13 protein-coding genes are annotated in these 19,302 nt (G+C 44.4%); 9 read left to right on the plus strand and 4 right to left on the minus strand.

Translation table 11 applies throughout. The features are described 5' to 3' along the window. Positions 1–160: 160 nt before the first annotated feature. The 3 genes from tnpB to ACTO17_RS14455 all read right to left on the minus strand — a co-directional run bounded on the left by tnpB (position 161) and on the right by ACTO17_RS14455 (position 1,504). A complete protein-coding gene (tnpB, locus tag ACTO17_RS14445) occupies positions 161–502 on the minus strand; it encodes an IS66 family insertion sequence element accessory protein TnpB (protein ID WP_482558428.1) in 342 nt (113 codons plus the stop codon). Next, positions 496–906, minus strand: a complete 411-nt coding sequence (gene tnpA / locus ACTO17_RS14450; protein ID WP_482558429.1) for an IS66 family insertion sequence element accessory protein TnpA — start codon at positions 904–906, stop codon at positions 496–498. Before tnpA ends, tnpB begins: the two co-directional genes overlap by 7 nt. A 151-nt stretch (positions 907–1,057) precedes the next feature. Beyond that, entirely contained in the window at positions 1,058–1,504 is a 447-nt protein-coding gene (locus ACTO17_RS14455; protein WP_482558430.1) for a hypothetical protein, read from the minus strand. A 294-nt stretch (positions 1,505–1,798) separates the two neighbouring features. On the opposite strand from ACTO17_RS14455, the gene ACTO17_RS14460 reads away from it, so the two are divergent. The 3 genes from ACTO17_RS14460 to ACTO17_RS14470 all read left to right on the plus strand — a co-directional run bounded on the left by ACTO17_RS14460 (position 1,799) and on the right by ACTO17_RS14470 (position 3,989). Next, the gene (locus ACTO17_RS14460; protein ID WP_482558431.1) at positions 1,799–2,722 is read left to right on the plus strand and encodes an acyltransferase family protein; all 924 of its coding nucleotides are present in this window, start codon (positions 1,799–1,801) and stop codon (positions 2,720–2,722) included. A 77-nt stretch (positions 2,723–2,799) separates the two neighbouring features. Beyond that, a complete protein-coding gene (locus ACTO17_RS14465; protein WP_482558432.1) occupies positions 2,800–3,606 on the plus strand; it encodes an MBL fold metallo-hydrolase in 807 nt (268 codons plus the stop codon). A gap of 92 nt (positions 3,607–3,698) precedes the next feature. Further along, positions 3,699–3,989: a hypothetical protein gene (locus ACTO17_RS14470; protein ID WP_482558433.1), complete on the plus strand. Its 291-nt coding sequence runs from the start codon at positions 3,699–3,701 to the stop codon at positions 3,987–3,989. 84 nt (positions 3,990–4,073) lie between these two features. Here the strand turns inward: ACTO17_RS14470 and ACTO17_RS14475 are convergent, their stop codons facing one another. Continuing rightward, complete coding sequence (locus tag ACTO17_RS14475) at positions 4,074–4,265, minus strand: hypothetical protein (protein ID WP_172535164.1); 192 nt, start codon at positions 4,263–4,265, stop codon at positions 4,074–4,076. 211 nt (positions 4,266–4,476) lie between these two features. On the opposite strand from ACTO17_RS14475, the gene ACTO17_RS14480 reads away from it, so the two are divergent. From ACTO17_RS14480 to ACTO17_RS14505, 6 genes are all read left to right on the plus strand, one after another. Further along, a complete protein-coding gene (locus ACTO17_RS14480; protein ID WP_172535165.1) occupies positions 4,477–5,133 on the plus strand; it encodes a 4'-phosphopantetheinyl transferase family protein in 657 nt (218 codons plus the stop codon). Positions 5,134–5,735: 602 nt separating this feature from the next. Then, on the plus strand, positions 5,736–6,947 hold the full coding sequence (locus tag ACTO17_RS14485) for a sensor histidine kinase (RefSeq protein ID WP_482558434.1): 1,212 nt from the start codon (positions 5,736–5,738) through the stop codon (positions 6,945–6,947). Then, entirely contained in the window at positions 6,926–7,672 is a 747-nt protein-coding gene (locus ACTO17_RS14490) for a LytR/AlgR family response regulator transcription factor (RefSeq protein ID WP_172535167.1), read from the plus strand. Before ACTO17_RS14485 ends, ACTO17_RS14490 begins: the two co-directional genes overlap by 22 nt. A gap of 283 nt (positions 7,673–7,955) precedes the next feature. Then, positions 7,956–9,149: a sensor histidine kinase gene (locus ACTO17_RS14495; protein WP_482558435.1), complete on the plus strand. Its 1,194-nt coding sequence runs from the start codon at positions 7,956–7,958 to the stop codon at positions 9,147–9,149. Positions 9,150–9,177: 28 nt separating this feature from the next. After that, positions 9,178–10,299, plus strand: a complete 1,122-nt coding sequence (locus ACTO17_RS14500) for a hypothetical protein (protein WP_482558436.1) — start codon at positions 9,178–9,180, stop codon at positions 10,297–10,299. A gap of 27 nt (positions 10,300–10,326) precedes the next feature. Then, on the plus strand, positions 10,327–19,293 hold the full coding sequence (locus tag ACTO17_RS14505) for an amino acid adenylation domain-containing protein (RefSeq protein ID WP_482558437.1): 8,967 nt from the start codon (positions 10,327–10,329) through the stop codon (positions 19,291–19,293). The last annotated feature ends 9 nt before the right edge of the window (positions 19,294–19,302 follow it).

The following is a 19,302-nucleotide window of genomic DNA, read 5'->3' on the forward strand; positions in this document are numbered from 1 at the left end:
TATTAGAATTAATTTTCCAGAACAATACCGGATGTCCTTTACCCCCTGGATGGGTGTAAAGCTATCCGGTATTGCTTTTTCTTAAGTTAATGACATTGCGAATTTACAAGGGATTTCCGGATTCTTCTGTGCAGGATTTCTGCTGAAACCCAGATACTTTTTACTCTGCTTTCAGGGCTTTGGGCTGGTCAATATCAATCCCCGACATCAGCCAGTCAAACTCCCGCCAGGAAAGATTCCGGACCTCTGACTGCTTCCTGGGCCATTGATAGCCGCCGCGGACAGATAACCGCTTATAGATTAGAGCGAAGCCGTCCGGTTCCCAGAACAAGGCTTTGATCCTGTCCCGTCTTCTTCCGCAGAAAAGAAAGAGAGCACTGGACGACGGATCCATCTTAAGCTGGTCTTCGATAACGGCGCAGAGTCCATCAATGGATTTTCGCATATCGGTATAGCCGCAGACAATGTAGATCTTTTCAAGTCCGGAGATGTCGCCTAACATGGGAGTTCCTCAAGCAGGCGGAATGTCCTGGTAAGCAGGGCCGGATCCGCATCATTGCTGATACGGATTGTGATATCCTTCATATCAACTTCAATCGTATGTAAATTGTCAAGATACGAGTTCTGCATCTGTGATGCTGTATATTGTTCCGAAATGTGATCCGGCACAATGTCAATGGGGACCACGTCCTGTTTCGGGCGGGGAACCTCAAGATGACCGTAATTCGCTGGTGGGATCTGATCCGCTGCTGCTTTCCGACAGCGGCTGACCCAGTTGTAAAAAGTGCTTACTGCAATGTCGTTCTCACGACACCAGTCAGCATCAGTCATGCCGCTCTGGCGGCATTCATTGATAAGCCTGATCTGTTCCGCCATCGGGACACGGGTTCTGCGAGTACCTGCCATAACCTATCCTCCATAATTGTAGTGAAATAGTCTAAATATCTATCGACTACAATTATAGGTGATACTTGGGGAGCAGGAAATCCGCAGGAATATTTGGCGCTTACGTTTTAGGTTTCCATTTGCTCAATAAATGGGAATTTCAGCTGCACTATCAATCCCATACAATGGCAAAACAATGAAAACCATCAGGAACAGGCGGTCTACAGGAAAACAGGGAATCAATCGCAGATGCCGCCCATTCCTCTGCCCCTCCCGAACACAGCCATCTGCATTTTGCAAGTGTTTCCAATTCTGATGCTGAAAGAGAGGTACATATTATAGGCGATTCTCCCGCAAGAACCAATACCTCTTTTCCATTATATTCTGTGATTTCCGTATCATTGTGCAGTTCAATACGAATCCATGCGATGTCTGGCCTTTTCTCAAGTTCCCGCATCAGTTCCCATATTTCAGCAATGGAAGGGCGTCCAAAGCCACAGTCATTTGGCGCAATGGAATCTTCCTCCGTATTTCCCTCAAAAAATTCGTCAAGTGTCAAAAGAGGCAGGCGGCCATCATTTTCCTCCGTTAGCTTTTTAAAGGTATTTAGCTCTATCATGGTCTTTTTCTCCTCTAATCCCAATTTATCAGTTAGTTTATGGGTTCAAAGTATAACACGTTTTCCCGCTGAAAACAAGCCGCACTCCACGTCCGTTCCGACCTCTGTTCTGCAACTTTGTCGAACAGATTAATAAATCTTAGTTAATATCAATCATCAATACTGTAAATATATACAAGATATACCGCAAGGGAGGGTGAAAGTGAAAGGAGGATATGGAACTATGAAACTTCCACGATACGGGCAGGAAACATTTAATGGAATTATGTGTGCGGATGTGGTAGGATAACAGTATTGGATATTATTGATAAAAGGCATGGGTTAAGTATGCGAAAATACTATGTTGACAATATACGTTGGATTGTCATTTTACTTCTTGTTCCCTACCATGCAGCAATGGCATGGAATGTATGGGGAGAACCAAATTACATTTATTTTGAAAGCAATAAAATAATTAGCAGCATTGTGGTATTTTTTAGCCCGTATTTTATGCCGCTCATGTTTTTCATTGCAGGCATTTCCACAAGATTTGCGCTGCAAAAGCGCACAATCAGGCAATATGTGTTGGAAAGGGCTAAAAAATTACTGATACCATTTATTTTTGGGACAGTGCTAATTCTGTTCCTTATTTCGCTCATTGCGGTTGGAATTATCTTATTGCAAAGAAAAATAATGCATCTAAAAGAGACTGCTATACCGTTTGTACTGATTTTTCTTTGGGGGTTACCATTACCATTTTTTAGCGGAGTGCTTTCGATAGGCGGAAAAAGCCTTGCAGAATATACTTACATTTTTCTTGTTGGTTACTATATTTTCTCAAATGATGATGTAATCAACGAAGTAGAAAAATGGAAATGGATTTTCTTGTGTATCGGTATAACTGCAACGGTTTTCAATGTATATATGTTTATTTGGTCAGATACACAGCAAACATTGTTAAATACGGTTGCGAAATATGCATCGGAGTGGTTTATGGTTAGTTCCATGTTAGGGATTGGAAAAGGGTATTTGAATTTTAATGGGAAAATATCAAAATTTATGTCAAAAAGGTCATATACTTTTTATATTTTTCATTTTATTTGGGTGGTATTGTTCCAATATCTTTTATTTCATGTATGTAATGGCAATATAATTTTACTATATGTTTTACCAGTGTTTTTTGCGTATGGGGCAACATTGCTATGTTGTGAGGTTTGTAACAGAGTTTCTTTGAAGTAAAACGGAGTACCTTGTTGCCAAGGATAGACGGAAAATGTATCATGCTAGATGAACTTTTTGTAAAATGGAGTGGTAAGATGGTAATAGAATTAAAGTATTCCGGCACAAACACATATCTTATCCGGGGAACGAATGGCAGCATCCTTTTTGATACCGGATGGGCAGGTTCTTTCCCGCAGTTCTGCAGGGCGCTTGGAGAGGCAGGGGCGACAGTTCAGGAAGTCCGTTACCTGTTTATTTCCCATTTTCATCCTGACCACATGGGAATCGCGCAAGAGATTGCCAGCTGCGGTGTGAGGATTGTGGCGGCTGACGTGCAGCGGGCGTACATCCATGATGCGGATAAGATATTTGCAAAAGAGGGGAAGCGCCTATATGTACCAATTGTAGATGAGGATGTCCGCATTATTTCCTGCGGGGAGAGCCGTCCGCTTTTGGAGAGATGCGGGATTGCAGGGGAAGTGGTGTATACGCCGGGACACAGCGAGGACAGTATTTCTTTATGCCTGGATGAAGGGGTGTTGTTTGTAGGCGACCTCAATCCTCTGTATGAATTGGAGATTCATAGAGGGACGCAGATTGGGGATAGTTGGGACAAATTGCTGGCGCGAAACCCCGTCAAAGTGTACTACGGCCATGCGGAGGTAGCGGAGTTAAGCAGGGGGCGGAGGATGCCGAAAAAAGAATCCGTGAATTCCAGAGATACTTTCCGGCTTGTAAAAAAGATTATGAAATATATAGATAAAGGTTATACGCTGGAGGACGTTGGTCGGGCAACAGGCGCGGACAAAGCATTTGTGGAGGATGTGGCGAGAATGTTCCTGACACATCAGAATATAAGTGTACAGGGAATTTTGGACAGGATTGAGATTAAGGGGAAATAGTCGGTGTGCAGAAATGAATGATTGTCAGAATAAACCACACATTAGGTAAGAACACTGATGTCCTAATGATAATTCTCTTAACAGGGGGATTTATGATTCCAATTTTATTCATTTTACCGTATTGGCCGTCTTTATTTGCAGGTGAAACGGTTTATGGCGTAATTGGCGCCATAAACCTAACCTTTATTTCTGTTATTTTTCATTCCTCACAATTTGCTTTAAAAGCATTTGGGCAGCCAGCGGCCTCCATTCGGATTGAAGCGAGTGCAGCCACAGCTATTGTATTGGCTTTTGCGGCTGCATTGGTTTTTATTATCGGCAGAAAGAAGTTAACGAGGACTGATAAACCATGGATGGGTGTGCTGCCTGGTATGCGGCGGTAAAACACCCAATTAAATTCGAGAAGGATTTGCCATAAAAGATTTATCTCCTCTGATATTTCCATAGTCCAGTCCCTAATCTCAGTATTAGAGGATTCCCTTGTCGCGGCAGAGCGCTTCTATACTTCTGTCATAGGTGGCTTCCGCCTCTTTGGAAAAGAAACATCCAGGCACGCCTTCGTCATGGTCTCTGTGGTGTGCTACGCATTCGCAGCACTTTCCATGCCTTGGGCAGTCATATGTACAAGGGCATGGTCTGTTATTGTCACAATTAGCCAAAATTATATTCCTCCTTTGAAATATTGAGGCTGGTTGCCTGCCAGCTTCTTTTTATATATTACAATAAAAAAGCAAAAAATTCTCGTTTTGGGATAATTTATGCTTTTTTGGGTACGGTTTTGCTTCTTAAGAAAATAATTGACAGAACCATTCCGGCATGATAGATTTGAGGCGCAGAATGATTTAAAAATGTAAAGGCGGTATAGGTCATATGAAACAGGTTTATAAGCTTAATACAAAAATGCTGGAGGATTCAGAAAATTTTTGCAATTTTTATGAGAAATTATCGGCGAAACGTCGGCAAAAGATAGACGGTTACCGGATGGAAAAGGATAAGTTGCTGTCACTTGGAGCAGGAATTTTAATTGACAAAGGTTTGGAAACTTTCGGGCTTCGTGAGGCAAATGTAAGAATTGCAGAAGGAACGTATGGAAAGCCGTATTTCCCTGATTATCCAGATATTCACTTTAACGTTTCCCATTCAGAAAAAATGGTGATTGCTGTATTTGCAGATGTAGAAGTAGGATGCGATATTGAATATGTAGATTCGGTTGATTTGAATCTTGCAGAAAGATTTTTCTGCAAGCCTGAATATGAGTTTATTATGGGACATCTGGAGCAGGAGAGGAAAGAAGCTTTTTACCGCATTTGGACGATAAAGGAAAGCTTTATGAAAGCAGTTGGGAGCGGGATGATGCTTCCTCTGGATAAATTTTGTATAAAGATTGGGGGGAATATACAGGTGGAACAGCACTATAATAATGAAGAGTATGGGATAGAGGATTGGAAAGAGGGGGAATACCATGCGGCATTGTGCTGGAACAGGGGAAAGAAGGTGAGGGTCCGGAAAGCATATATGGATTTCTGACCTGCTGCTCTATGGTCTGTAACAATATCTGCCCTGCTGACTTAGAGTTGTCCGGCAGCCTGCCGAAAGGTAAGGGTATTGGTATCTCCAGTATCCTTGCCATTTGCCAAAAATATGACGGCAATCTGGAGTACAAAATAAATAGTTCCATTGCAAATTGTACCTCTAAAAGTGCAATATGTTCCAAACTACTAGGCAAGACACAGGCTTTTAGTTATAATCTATAAAGTAAGTAATTTTTATCTGAACCCATATTTTTAAAGTGAAAAGACAGCCTCCTGGGAAACTGGGGGCTGTTTTGGTGAAAGGCTTTCCCTTCTTAAGCAGGGAGCATATATCCGGTGTCAGCCAAATATGCAAAAAAGCAGCCAAATGTAACAAAATTAGTAGTATATAAGTATCTATTATAATAAAAAATATGAGTTTCTAAAATGGCGCAATAAATAATTATAAGAGAGAAAAATTATATGTTAGGCGGTTCTGTATATATAGCATTTATTCGGTTTGCAATTAGCCTTGCAGGGGTAATTCTATTATTTTCCAGGATAAGTGAATCCCGGTTTGGCAGGAAAAAAACAATCATTTATTATGGATGTTTCAGTGTGGTGGCGCTTATATTGGCATCTGCCTGGTATGTGGCGGATTGGAAAAGCTGTGTGCGTGGCGTGGCATTTGCAATGTATGCATGTTTTGCAGTATTTGCTGCAATTATAAGCAGTGATTCTGTGTATTTGTCTATTTATAAGCTTGCATTGACTTTCTACCTGCTGGCGGTTTTTCTGGTTGGCGGACTGGAAGCTGCCATAATTTTCTTTGACAGTAATGTATGGGCGGACATCATCACACGTGTGATATTGATTCTGCTTATGGCTGTCGTTATAGAAAAAAAACTGAGAAGCATCATCCGGGGATTTGGTGATTATGTAGAGAAAGAGGTAGATAAATTCAGTGTTGCCGTTATGATTATCAGTATTCTTTTGGGAATCGGGTTTATTTTAAACCCGGATATTAACGTTACGGGCCCATACCGTATTTATCAGGTTGCCGTGAACTTTATCCTGACAGGCACCTTGCATCTCCTTGTTTTCCGGCTTTACTTCCATATTGGCATTGAGAGAGAATATGAGAGGGACAATCAACTCATACAGATGAACCACAGGCTTTTGGAGCGTCAGATGGAAATTCTGGAAGAATCCGTGGAATCAGGAAGGAGGATACGGCATGACGTAAGGCATCATAATGCGGTAATAGCGGAATATGTACGCAATCTGCAGAACGGGGAGCTGCTGCAATATCTAAAGGAGTATGACAGGGGAATAGACCAAGGCACGGTGGAAATGATATGTGCGAATACGGCAGTCAATAATATCCTTTCAGCGTATACCAGAAAAGCCAGGAGTGAGCAGATTAAAGTTACCCTTGACATTGAGATTAGCAGGAAATTGACGATACCCAATATTGATCTTGTAGTAATACTTGCGAATGCTTATGAAAATGCGATTTACGCCTGCATGGAAGTGAAGAAGGATTCAGATGAAAGAGAATGCCTGATTCATTTGGTGATGAAAAAAAGAAAAAATAAACTGATTATTTTCTGCAGCAATACATGCAGGAGGAAGGCCGAATTAAAGGATGGGCAGCAGAACACGGAATTTACAGGCGGAATCGGGGTATCGAGCATTATTAAGACGGCAGAAAAGTATGGCGGCGACTATGATTTTAGAACTGAGAACGGAGTGTTTGTGCTGCGGCTGATTCTGAATATTCCGCCAGACTTATCGGGGGAAGGGATGTGGAAAGATTGTACTCGATAGCATTGTGCGATGATGAAGAAAGAGAGCTTGACTTGATTGAAAATTTTCTGGCAAGCTATCAGGACAGAAAACAAGAATTGGAATACAAAACGGAGAGGTTTTCCAGTGCGGAGACGTTGCTGAGGCGGGTCAGGGAGGATGGGTATATACCAGATATTTTGCTGCTGGATATATTTATGTCCGGGAAGAACGGCATGGAAGCCGCAGAGGAAGTGCGGATACTGGGATTGGACATGCCGATTGTATTCCTTACCACGTCAACGGAATATGCCTTAAAAGCCTATGGGGTGGACGCAATACAGTATCTTGTGAAACCCCTTGACAGCAAGAGATTTTTTCATGCCATGGATTCTGCAATGGGGCAGATTGGTAAGGGCAGGAAAAACCAGATTGTAATGAAAGTAGCCGGGGGAATCCGGCAAATCCAGCCCAATGATATCATTTACTGCGAATCCCAGAAAAATTATCAGATGCTTTATCTGTCAGCCGGGGAGTACAGAGTCCGCATGACGACAGGAAAACTATGGGAAATGTTGGAAGAATTTTGTCAGTTCGGCAGGTGCGGGCGCTCTTATATCCTGAACATGGATCATATTGTTTCTGTGGAGCGTGAAAAGATTATGATGGATAATGGGTACACGATTTACATACCGCGGAATAAAGCAGCGGAATTTAGGAAAGTTTATTTTGCCTATTATTTTGATTTCCGGGATGGGAAGGCATAATAGGCGGTTCAATAGTCTGCAGCAGAACTATAAAAGTTAAGAAAAGATTCTCTTGCCCCCCTTTGGGCAGGGGGATCTTTTTTATCCCTCTAAATTTGCTTCTTGTCCCATTTTGTAGAATTTCCATAAGGCAAACATTATAATAAATTCACATAGTGTTTTGCAATAAGGAGGAATGAGGGATATGCTGGGAGGTTCTTTTTGGATTGCATTATTGCGTAATGCCATTAGTACAGGATTAATGCTGACATTTTTTTTCATGCTGGACCGGCCGAGGTTCTCCATGAAGAAAACAGCCTGGTGTTACATTTTATTCGGCGTTTCTATGGTTACTTCTTATAGTGTCTGGTATCTGGCGGCAAACAGCAGTTTTGTCCGTTTTGCTGCGCTGTCAGCACTCCCTGCCATTGGGATTTTCTGCAGTATCATGAGCAGCGAGGTTTTATATTTGTCTTTATATAAGATGGCATTGGCATTTTATTTATTTTCAGTATGTACCTTTTGCGGCGTGGATGTGGCGCGCTGGTGGTTTGGAGGTAATCTATGGATAGATATTCTTGTACGTTTTGTCTGTTTTGTGCTAATTCTTATTTTTACTTGGTTTAAGTTCCGGAAGCAGTTTTTGGGCGGTGTGGATTTTTTGCTCCAGGAAATGGATCTGTTCAGCGCAGCGGCTCTTTTCGTGTCAGTCATGCTGGGCGCAATTATGGCCTATTGGCCCAATTTACAAGGGTTTTCTGTTTTTAATATGGTGCGTGCATTTTTGATTTTGTTTATGGCGGGAACCCTCCAGTATGCAATCCTCCACCTGTATATCCACTTAGGGCAGGAACATTATTATCAGGCAGAGAAGGAGCTGCTTGAGGTAAATGAACAGCTTTTGCACCAGCAGATGGATCTTATGAAAGAATCAAAAATAGAGGCGGCGAGGATTCGCCATGATGTGCGCCACCATACCCTTTTGATTCGGGAATATGTTCAAAAAAGGGAGTATGATCAGCTTCTTGCGTATCTTACCCAGTATGACGAGGACGTGGAAAAATGGAAAGTAAAGGATATCAGCAGGAATCTGGCGGTAAACAGTATCTTGTTGGCATATGCGAAAAAGGCACGGAGGCAGAATATTCAGGTGGCTATGGATATTAGGCTGGGAGAGAACCTTCCGATCCGGGATATTGACTGGATCGCCATCCTGGCAAATATGTTTGAGAATGCGATCCATGGGTGTATTGGTTCCGGGCAGCCGCAGCAGGTGATAGACATTTATATATCACAGAAAAAAAACAAGGTGATTATCCAGTGCCAGAATACAAGCAGTAAAGAGGTGATTTTCCGGAAAGGGCTGCCGCAGTCGGATAAAGGCGGCGGCATGGGCGTGGCCAGTATTATAAAGGCGGTTTCCCGCTATGAAGGTGAAACAGATTTTTCTGTGCAGGATGGAATGTTTATAACAAGAATCCTGCTTAATCTTACTTAGAAGAATATATATCGGGGAAAGGATTAAAATGATGAATGCCATTTTTTCAAAGGAAGAAGTAAATACAGGAAGACAAAGGGAATTCGATTATCTGAAAGGGATTTTCATGCTGTTTATATACCTGATCCATGCGTTTCAGGCAACCTTATCTACAGAGGATTCCATTAGCCGGTGGATTTATTCGTTCGCAACGATGTCCGGGGCGGCTATTTTTATTTTTGTTATGGGAATTGGAACTGTTTACAGCAGGCATGGGGAGCCGGCAGATTTTGCCAAGAGCGGCGTTCGCATGGTGATTTACCAGTATCTGAATAATCTGGCTTATGTAGCGGCTTTGATAGTGCCTTATCCTTTCGTTTCAGAAAGATTGGTGGGGAACGAAACGGAGAATTTAAAGCTGCTGATAAAGATGTACATGCAATATACGAATATCTTTTTTATTACTGGAATTATTTACTTGGTGTTGGCGCTGCTTAAGAAATTCAATCTGAATACCGCATGGTATGTGGTTATTGGCGCAGCAGCCAGCATAGCGGCGCCATTTATTTATGGCATACCTGTAAATGTGCCGGTAGTCGGCTATATTGTGAAGCTGCTGATTGGAGAAGCGGATTTTGTTTCTTTTACGCCGCTTTATTTTCTGTCTTATGCGCTGCTGGGAGTTGCTTTCGGTAAAATGATAAGACATGTGAAAGATAAAGCAGGATTTTACAGAATGTTTTCTATTCCCGCTATTGCAATTGTGGCTGTATGGTGGGGAATGGTATTTAGAGATTATGGTTCGGATCTGTCAGAAATGCACGCCGTTCTCAGTGATGCATATACGCATCCGGATTTTTGGCATGTGATAGCAAGTTTGTCGCATATATTCTTATTTGCTGCAATTATTTTCTTTATTGAAGAAATCCGCAGAAAAGATAACAAGTTATGTGAACCGAAGAATCCTGCTGCAAGGCAGCTTCTGTATTACAGCCAACATATATCGAAATATTATGCCCTGCATGTACTGGTATATTTTGTTGCCCTTGGATTAAACAGTTATCAGAGCTTTCAGGGTTATCAATGCTGGCTCCTGGCATTATTGTCAATTGTGGTTACGGAGCTTATGGTAAGAGGATTTAACTATTTGTCAGAAAAATGTTTTAATTAAAATTTATATAATTTAGGAGGAAAAAGAATGAATTTTTTGGATGAGTTTCAGTATGTAGTGCGCACATACCCGCAAAAGACGGCGTTAGCGGACTGCAATGGGGAGCGGACGACAACGTATGGAGAGCTTGAAGCCTTAAGCCGCAGGATTGCCGCTAAGCTTTTGAAGTCAGGGGTAATGTCAGACAAAGCCGTCATGGTCTGCATGGGCAGGAAGATGGAGTATATTGCGGCGGAACTGGGCATTCTAATGGCCGGCGGCGCGTTTGTCCCGGCGCTGCCGGAATACCCCGAGGAACGGCTTTCTTATATCAAAGAGGACTGCAAGGCGGTGGCAGTGATTGATGATGGCTGGATGTCAGATATTGGGACGTATGAACCTATTCAGCCGGTAGCAAGGGAGGATAGCAGCCGCGCCATGCTTATCTATACCTCTGGCTCTACTGGACGCCCCAAGGGGATTGTACATACTATGGCCAGCCTTACGCAAGGGGTCTGGCGGAATAGGAGCGTTATGAATGTGGATGAAAAGGATGTGCAGGCAGCGGGAGCTCCCATGTCTTTCGTTGTTTTAATCTTAGAGTATTTTGCTGTTCTTTCCCGTGGCGGCTGTTCCCATATCCTGCCGGAAGAGACAAGGAAAGATGTGCGGCTTTTGGAGGATTATTTTGCCGCAAAAGGCATTACCTGCGCATTTATCAGCCCACAGATACTGCGGCTGTTTAAAAATAAGAGCCGTACCTTGAAAAAAGTGTCCACCGGAAGCGAACGTGTTTCCATGCTGGCAGGGGATGGTTATGAGCTGTATAACTGCTATGGCTCCAGTGAGACCGCAGCGACGGCCTTAAGCTATAAAGTTGAGGGGCCTATGGAAAACACGCCCATTGGCAAGCCGCTGGAGGGATTCGAAATTTTCCTGCTGGATGAGGACGGAAAAGAAGTTGCGGATGGAGAAGAGGGCGAAATCTGCATCAAGGGCATCCTTGCCGAGTCTTACCTTAATTTAGAGGAGCAGAGCGCAAAGACATTTATGAGACAGGAGAATGGCAGCATTCTTTTGCATACCGGAGATATGGGTCGCAGGATGCCGGACGGCAATTACGTCTATGTCAACCGCAAGGACTGGATGGTAAAAATCAATGGCCAGCGCGTGGAATCCGGGGAGATTGAATTGCGCATTTCGTCTATGCCAGAAGTGGAAGGTGCAGTTGTAAAGGCTTTTGAAGATGAAAATGGGCAGAATTACCTCTGTGCATACTATGTGTCAGCAGAAGAAATAAAGGTGGAGCAGCTTCGTGCCTATCTGAAAGAGACCCTTCCTGATTATATGATTCCCCGTTTCTTTAAACGATTGGACAGCCTGCCCAAGAATGTGAATGGCAAGTTGGACCGTACGGTATTGCTGCCACCAGGGTTAGACGAATATAAGACAACGTATAAAGAGCCGAAGAGCCACTGTGAAAAACGCATCTGCCAAGGCTTTGAAGAAGTTCTGCACTGCGGCAGGGTCGGTGTGGATGACGATTTCTTTAAACTGGGCGGAGATTCTATCAATGTTTTAAAACTTGCAGAATTCCTCAGTGATATAGAATTAGCGCCAGAACTGGTACTGATTGGCAGAGTGCCTGCAAGAATTGCGGCGCTTTTAGAAGAGAAACAGGAAGATAAGTTGGAGAAGCATTCTAAAAAGCGGGAGGAATATGTCCTTACTGATTCCCAGATTGGCGTTTACTTAGAATGTGTCAATGACCCACAATCGACAATGTACAATATTCCTATGTGCTGTGAGCTTCCATCTACTATTGATGTGGATAAATTTAAGGATGCTGTGAAAAAGGCAGTATCCATGCATCCATCTTTTGGCGTGAACATTGCCTTGAACAAGGGAACACCGGTGATGCGCCTGCATCCTGAATATCTGAGAGCAGATGTCAGCCAGTGGGAAACAGAGGATATCGAAGCCGTCAAAAGGACATTTGTGCGCCCATTCCGGTTAGAAGGAGAGCCGCTATACCGCATGGCACTGTACCGTTGTGGCAGCAAATGTTATTTCCTGTTTGACGTGCACCACATTATTTTTGACGGCACATCTGTTAAGGTATTTCTTGATGAAATTTCTAAGCTTTACCAGGGAGAGGAGCCGGAATCTGAGGAAATTTCCCTGATGGATTTCTCTGTTTATGAGGAATCTCTCAAAGATACTGCCAAATATCAGAAAGCACGGGAATTTTTTGCGGGCAAATTTGCAGGTGAAGATATTGGTGAAGCATTAATAAAAGATTATAAGAAAAAGACGATAACACCTGCCAGCAATGAAGTTAGAATTTCTCTAGGCGAGGAATTGTCGTCCATGGCAGTGGAGCAATTTGTACGCCAGAAAGGAATTTCTGAAAATACAATGTTTCTGGGGGCATTTTCCTATACGTTGGGAAAATTCAGCGGGGAAAATAAGAGCCTGTTTTGTACGGTGAATAACGGCAGGCATACGGTGAATATGGCAAATTCTACGGGAATGTTCGTGCGTACCCTGCCAATTTGCCATTCCTGGGAGGAAAGTGCGTCTGTGGAACAATATCTGCAAAACTTCCAGAAAGACTTCTATGAGGTGATGGGTCATGACTGTATTTCCTTTGCTGAGCTGGCGAAAGATTACGGTATTGCCTCAGATATTCTTTTTGTCTACCAAGGAGAAATGTTTCAGGGCTTGTCAGTGGATGGCGGAACGTATGCAGCAGTGCCGCTTGCTACCGGCGATGTGCAAGCGGATGTCTCCGTGATGGTGATGAAGCAAGGGGGAGGATATGAGATTTCCCTGGAGTACCGCACAGATTTATATTGTGAGGAGACGGCACGCGGTTTACTTAATATGCTGCTGCAAGTTTTAAAAGGGATGTTAGCCAGCCAAAGCCTTGCACAAATTGCCCTTACGTCTGAACTGGATATACAGATTTTAGATCGTTTTAACGAGACGGAAGTTTCCTATGACCGCAGTAAAACGGTGATTGATTTGTTCCGGGCACAGGCGAGAAAGACGCCAGATCACACAGCCCTTGTCTACACGGATAGAAGCTATACTTATGCCCAGGTGGATGAAATGTCAGACCGTCTTGCCGCCTATATTGCAGGGCTTGGCATTGGCCGGGAAGAAGTGGTATCTGTGCTGATTCCCAGATGTGAATACATGGCGATTGCTTCGATTGGCGTTTCTAAGTCCGGTGCGGCATATCAGCCTTTAGACCCTTCCTATCCGAAAGAGCGGTTAGCATTTATGATGGAGGATTCTGCAGCAAAGCTTCTGATTGCTGAGGAGGAGCTTTTGCCGTTGGTACCCCAGTGGCAGGGCAAAGTTTTACTGACAAAGGATATTCCAGGTCTACCCAAGGCAGACAAACTCCCAGAGCCGCCAAAACCCGAGGATTTGTTTATCCTGCTCTACACCTCAGGTTCAACAGGCGTGCCCAAGGGCTGTATGCTTGAGCATCGAAATATTACAGCGTTCTGCGACAGCTATCGCAGGAACTATGAATTGACAGAAGATAGCTGTGTGGCAGCCTATGCAAGTTATGGATTTGACGCCAATATGATGGATATGTACCCCACGCTGACGTCCGGTGCGGTGCTTCATATTATAGATGAATCGATACGTTTAGACTTAAATGCATTGCATGAGTATTTTGAGGAACATGGAATTACCAACGCATTTATGACCACCCAGATTGGACGGGCCTTTGCTACCAGCATGCTTTCTGGTGCGGCACGTTCCGGCAATGGAGCGGATGAAAAGAATACCCATTTGAAATATCTGCTGATGGGCGGAGAAGCGTTGACGCCATTTGCGCCTTGCGGCAGCACCCATTACCTGAATGTGTATGGGCCTACAGAATGTACGATATTAACAACTACCTACCCATTTGAGAAATACGAGGAGGATTTGCCTATCGGCAAGCCTTTGCCAAATGTGAAACTATATATTGTGGATAAGCAGGGCAGAAGGGTTCCAGTTGGCGTGCCAGGAGAATTGTGCATCTCTGGCATCCATGTATCTCGGGGTTACCTGAACCGTCCAGAGAAAACGGCGGAAGTATATGGTGACAATCCGTATAGCGATTTGCCGGAATATAGCAGGATTTATCATACTGGCGACATTGTACGTTATCTGCCAGATGGAAACATCCAGTTCATTGGAAGACGGGATGGTCAGGTGAAGATCCGTGGCTTCCGTATCGAGTTGACTGAGGTAGAAGAGATTATCCGTCGTTACCCAGGCATTAAAGATGCTACGGTGGCAGCTTTTGACGAGCCATCCGGTGGGAAATACATCGCCGCTTATGTGGTTTCCGACCAAGAAGTTGATGTGGATGGGATGAATGCATTTATCGAAGAGAGCAAGCCACCCTACATGGTTCCAGCAGTAACAATGCAGATTGACAAGATACCTCTAAATCAAAACCAAAAAGTAAATAAGCGCGCGTTGCCCATGCCAGAGCGCAAGCAAGAAGATTTCGTGATGCCTAAGGGAGAAGTACAGCAAAAGATTTTTGACTGCATAGCAGAAGTCATTGGACATGGAGAATTTGGCGCAAACTCAGATATCTATAAGGCAGGGCTCACCTCCATTGGCGCAGTCAAGCTGAACGTGCTGCTGTCGAATGCCTTTGCGGGGGCAGTCATTCGCAATAAGGATTTAAAGGAGCATGACACAGTAGAAAAATTAGAAAAATTCCTGACAGACAGCAGCCGTGAGGAGACCTTTGAAAAACAGGAGACATACCCGCTGACTCAGACACAGAATGGTATTTTTGTAGAGTGCGCAGCCAACCCAGGAAGCACGATTTATAATATTCCTTTCCTGTTCCGCCTGGGAGAAAATGTTGATTTGCAACGTTTAAAAAAGGCGATAGAGGAGACGGTAGAGTCACATCCTTATATTAAGACGACGCTTATGCTGGATGATAACGGCGATATTTTGCAGAAACGCAAAGATGATTTTCCGTTTGAAGTTAAGATATGCAAGGAGCTGCAAAGGGAAGAACTGGTGAAACCGTATCAACTCCTTGGCGACAGGCTGTTTCGTATACAATTATTTGATACACAGGACGGCAACTATCTCTTCTTAGAATTCCACCATATTATCAGCGATGGGGAGTCCTGCGGTATTTTCCTCCGTGACATGAATGAGGCTTATAACGGAAAATCACTGGAAAAAGAAAAATTCAGCGGTTATGAGGTTGCACTTGTGGAGCAAAAAGCGCTGCAGGGACAGGAATATACCCTTGCCAAACAATACTATGATGGTATTTTTATGGGTTGCGACACCGATTTCCTTCCAGCTAAGGACCACAGGAAGGAGACGCCTGGAGTCGGCTTATATCAAAGGGCAGATCAAGCTGATATGAAAGCTCTGAGCCGCTTCTGCACCGACCAGAAGATTACCTTGAATACCTTGTTTACAGCGGCATTTGGATTCGTGACGGGACGTTATGTCTATAAAGATGAAGCAGTCTTTACAACCATTTATAATGGCAGAAATGATTCCAGGCTGTCGTCTACCATCAATATGCTGGTGAAGACACTTCCAGTTCACTGTAATCTGGATGGAGAAAAGGAGATTGGCTCTTACCTGAAAGAAACTGGCGAACAATTGGTGAACAGCATGAACGCCGACATCTATTCCTTTGCAGAAATCAGCAGGGCTTACGGTATTAAGGCGGATATTATGTTTGCGTTCCAGGGCGACAACTTCCTGTTTGATACGATTGCTGGGGAAAAGGCCATCAGTGAGAAGCTTTCCTTAGACACGGCAAAGGCGCCCTTGTCCATAGACGTAATGATAAATGAAAACGAGATCTGCTATCAGGTGGAATACCGCAGTGATATGTATGAAGAATCCACGATTGCCGGGCTGGTTGACAGTCTTTCGGTGGTAGTGCAGGAATTCCAGGATAAGAAACAGTTAAAGGAAGTCTGCATGGTTAGCCAAAAGGCACGCCAGGAGCTGGATCGCTATAATGAAACGGATTATGCAGTGGAGCAGACCACAGCAAACATATTGTTTGAGCGGCAGGCTGCACTTTATCCAGATAAAACAGCAGTAATCGCCTGCGGCAAGAGCCTAACCTTCCGTGAACTGAATGAGAATGCCAATAAGATTGCAAACCATTTCATTGAACTGGGATTATCCATCGAGCAGATGGTAGGCGTGATGCTGCCAAGAACGGTAGATGTCTATGCCACAAGGCAGGGCATTATGAAAGCAGGCGGCGCATTTCTGCCCATAGACCCCGAATACCCAGATGAGCGTATCAGCTATATTCTGGAAGATTCAAGAGCGGAATTTTTGCTGATGCCCAGAGCGATTGCAAAAGAGCGGAAAAAGCTGCTGGAAAATCTGTCTGCCAAAGTTTTGATTTTGGAGGAGCTTTTGGAACAGGATGGCAATACTAAGAATCCTAAGGTGGATATCCGTCCAGAGAACCTGTGTTACTGCATTTATACTTCCGGCTCTACCGGAAAGCCTAAGGGTGTCATGATTGAACATCGGAATCTGGTGAACTATGTGGATGATAACCCCTACAATGTAGAGGCCCAGTCCTATGTATACAATGCCACGGTATCACTGGCATTTGCGGCGATTACCTTTGACGTTTCCATTTTGGAGGAATGTATCCCACTGTACCACGGTATTACCGTCTGTATGGCAAACGAAGAGGAAATCCACAATCCACTTGCGCTTTCCAAATTGATACTGGAAAATGGCGTGGATATGCTGACCTGTACGCCGTCATTTTTAATCAATATTATTGACATGCCGGAGATGAAGAAATCCTTGTCGCAGATCAAGGTCTTTAACGTAGGTGCGGAGGCATTTCCAGAAGCGCTCTATGACAAAATTATGGCTCTGGGAACCAATCCCATTACCTTTAATGGCTATGGGCCCACCGAGACCACCATTGGCTGTGCCTTCGACCAGGTAACTGGGGATAAGATTACGATTGGCAAACCGATGTCAAACATTAAAATGGTAATGATTGATAAGTACCGCAACCTGCTTCCCGCCGGCGTACCAGGCGAATTATTGATTATTGGAAACGGCGTCGGCAGGGGCTATGTGGGCAAGCCTGAGATGACAGCAGACAAATTCATCCAGTTTGAGGGTATGAAGGCTTACCGCAGCGGCGATTTGGCCAAGTGGAACCACCATGGCAAGATTGAATTTATGGGACGTATGGATAACCAGGTAAAACTGCGGGGGCTTCGCGTGGAGCTGGATGAGATTGAAAATGTCATGAACCAGTACCCCACGGTCAAATCCAGCGTAGTGCTTGTAAAAGAAAAAGATTCCAACCAGTTCTTATGCGGTTATTTTGTGGCCGAAAGCCAGGTGGAGAAACAGAATCTGACCTGCTTCATGCAGAAATATCTGACGCCTTATATGGTGCCCAGCGTGCTTATGCAGCTTCCTGAACTGCCCCTTACCAATAACGGCAAGGTCAACAAGCGCGCCCTGCCAGAGCCAGAGTATACCGTGGAGAATAAGAATTATGTGAAGCCGCGCACAGAACTGCAACGTCAATTATGTGAAATCTTTGAGATGGCTCTCGGCGTGGATCAGATTGGCATCGAGGATGATTTCTTTGAAAACGGCGGTACTTCCCTATCAGCGTCTAAAGTGGCGATGAAGTGCATGAGCGCAGGCATTCAGGTAGCGTATGCCGACTTGTTCGAGTATAAGACGCCCTTGGAACTGGAACGCCATATCCAGAAGCTGCAGGGAGGAAGCGCTGCCACAGAAGGAGAGGAAAAGAGCGGTGAAGGACAGAGCGCCTTAGAGCAGGTGTTAAGCTGCAATGCGGTAGAGCATGTGGATGAGATTGTCCCATCTGCACTGGGCGATGTCCTGCTTACAGGCGCAAATGGCTTCCTGGGAGCGCACATCTTAAAGAACATGATAGACAACGAGGATAATGTAATATACTGCCTGATGCGCAAGGGCAAAGCCTCCACCTTGGAGAAACGGTTAAAGAGCATGCTGGTGTATTATTTCAGCAATCCCTATGAAGAATTATTCGGCAGCCGGATCCAATTGATTGAAGGGGATATCACAGACCCTGACAAGGTAGACAGCCTTGAGCAGTACGGCTTTTCCAGGGTTATTAATTGCGCGGCATGTGTGAAGCATTTCTCTGCGGATGACACTTTGGAGCAGGTGAATTATCAGGGCGTTTTGAATCTGATCCATTTGTGTAAAAAGACAGGGCGCGAGTTGATTCAGATTTCTACGGTCAGCATTGCCGGGGAGAATGTGGGCGGCAAATTCCCACAGGAGAAGAAACTGTATGAGAATGAACTTTACTTTGGGCAGAGCCTTTCCAATAAGTATATTGACACGAAATTCCGTGCAGAAAAGGCTGTCTTAGAGGCAGCGGCACAGGGCATGAAAGGCAAGGTTATCCGTGTGGGGAACCTGATGAGCCGCATCAGCGACGGTGAATTCCAGATAAACTCCGTGACCAACGGATTTATGCGCACCCTGCGGGGATATGTGGCCCTCGGCAGGTTCCCGGTGTCCATGCTGGATATGCCGACGGAATTTTCACCCATTGATTCTACGGCAGAGGCAATTGTCAAATTGTCTGCGGTTCAGGGCGGATTTACAGTGTTCCATGCTTATAGCAGTTATTTAATCCAGATGGCGGATGTGATAGAACAGATGAATGCGTCTGGCATTCTTGTGGAAACGGTCAGTGATGAAGATTTCAGGCAGGCGCTTTTTACAGCCCTGGAGGATGAGGAGAACAACGAACTGATCTCCGGCCTGATTGCCTATGCATCCAGTGATGCGGACAATAGCGCCGTCTACATAGATGCAGACAACAGCTTCACCACCAAAGCCTTGTACCGTCTTGGGTTTAAGTGGCCGATGCCAGACAGCGTTTACCTTAAAAATGCGCTGACAGCCCTTAAGACGTTGGGATTCTTTGATGGAAGGTTATAACAGACAGCA

This window comes from Petralouisia sp. (assembly GCF_056822245.1).